This window comes from Granulicoccus phenolivorans DSM 17626 = NBRC 107789 = JCM 15570, assembly GCF_000423085.1.
In the GTDB taxonomy this organism is placed as follows: domain Bacteria; phylum Actinomycetota; class Actinomycetes; order Propionibacteriales; family Propionibacteriaceae; genus Granulicoccus; species Granulicoccus phenolivorans.
The window spans coordinates 24,187-25,550 of the sequence record NZ_KE383977.1; the positions used below are offsets into that span (position 1 = coordinate 24,187).

A 1,364-nucleotide genomic window follows, 5' to 3' on the forward strand; every position below is an offset into this window, starting at 1 on the left:
GAGAGTACATTCGTCGTATTCACAGTAATAGTTTTACCGTACTTATCGGGGAATGATACTGTTTCTTGACTTTTACAGGCTTTTTCTAGCTCGTTCTGTAATTTTCCACAATCGTAATCATCTTCGAGTACATAGCGTTGAGGCTTGGTTTGATTAACGATCGTGAAATCGATTCGTATCCGCATTATTCACCTCCTTTCATGATTTTTTTACGATTCCAATTTTAGAACGGTTAAGGAGTAAATATGACTGAGATTATTGTCACTATTCTTTTCGGTATTCTCACGTTTTTTGTCGCACTTTTCCCTGTTTTCGTTGAACTGCATGTTATGTGGCGTGAATGGAAGAAGCGTGTGATAAAGCATTCCAAGCATGGCGAAAAGTTAAGGAATTGATAAATGCCCGCAAGGTAATGCGAGCATCGACCAATAAGGGAAATGAATATGAAAAACAATAGTAATACTACCACAATGAGCGACCGTGCACAGCAAACTCAGTTACAATTCGAACGCACAATCATACTGCTCGACACTATTCTCGTAAGTATCATGTGCATGAGCAGCTTCTTCTATCTCATGTTTGCGAATATGGGTAAGAATCCGCTTGTTAGTTTCTCGTTTTTGCTTGTGTATGTGGTGTCTTTGGTTGGTCTTGGTTTTTTGTCGTGGGATTTTATTCAAGACTTAACCGCTCATAGTAAGGAGCGGTCATGAGTCAACCTGTTCGTAAGTTGGTGAAGCTGAGTGAGGCTGCTCGCCAGTTGGATATGGATGTGCGCACAGTGAAGAGCTTAGCGGTTAAAGGTTATCTACGTTTACGTCAAATTGGGACTCGTTTCTGGGTTTCACAAAGGAGTATTGATGAATTCTGTGATGGGAAGGGTATGTGATGGCTGTTCGCGAGTTTATTGTTTCTGGTCAACCTGTTCCTAAGGCGCGTCCCCGCGTCTATGGGAAACGAGGGGTAACACCGAAGAAAACTATCGATGCTGAAACGCGGGTACGTGAAGCGTATTTAGCAGGTTATCCTAATTATCCAATTTTCGAAGGGAACGTTATTCTTCAATGTCGTTTCTTTTTGCAGGATAATCGCCGTGTAGACGTTGATAATTTGTTGAAGCTGGTGCAGGATGCGTTGAATGGTTTCGCTTTCAAGGATGATAGTCAGATTATACGGGTTATCGCGGCGAAGATTACTCCGTCAAGGCTTGTGGAAGGTGCGTCTGGTCGGCTTCGTAAACGGCGGGGTGAAGACCCGTTGACTGCGTCGCTTGATGGTGAACCGTATGATCCTCACACGCATGTGGTGGTGATATGTGATGATGCGGACAAGTAAACGTCTCCTCTTACCGAAGTGTGGTGTGT

Annotated in this window: 4 protein-coding genes; 3 read left to right on the forward strand and 1 reads right to left on the reverse strand. The window is 43.3% G+C overall.

The genetic code is table 11. The features are described from left to right. Positions 1 to 185 (reverse strand): hypothetical protein (locus G531_RS26590; RefSeq protein WP_211221923.1); only part of this gene is annotated, 185 nt, incomplete at its 3' end. A 60-nt stretch (positions 186 to 245) separates the two neighbouring features. On the opposite strand from G531_RS26590, the gene G531_RS26050 reads away from it, so the two are divergent. The 3 genes from G531_RS26050 (at position 246) to G531_RS25545 (ending at position 1,335) form a co-directional block, all read left to right on the forward strand. Beyond that, positions 246 to 395 carry a hypothetical protein gene (locus G531_RS26050; RefSeq protein ID WP_022857283.1) on the forward strand — a complete coding sequence of 50 codons (150 nt, stop codon included), beginning with the start codon at positions 246 to 248 and terminating at the stop codon, positions 393 to 395. Between the two features lie 314 nt (positions 396 to 709). Continuing rightward, complete coding sequence (locus tag G531_RS26055) at positions 710 to 889, forward strand: hypothetical protein (RefSeq protein ID WP_022857285.1); 180 nt, start codon at positions 710 to 712, stop codon at positions 887 to 889. Then, the gene (locus tag G531_RS25545; protein ID WP_022857286.1) at positions 889 to 1,335 is read left to right on the forward strand and encodes a RusA family crossover junction endodeoxyribonuclease; all 447 of its coding nucleotides are present in this window, start codon (positions 889 to 891) and stop codon (positions 1,333 to 1,335) included. Before G531_RS26055 ends, G531_RS25545 begins: the two co-directional genes overlap by 1 nt. Positions 1,336 to 1,364 lie beyond the last annotated feature (29 nt).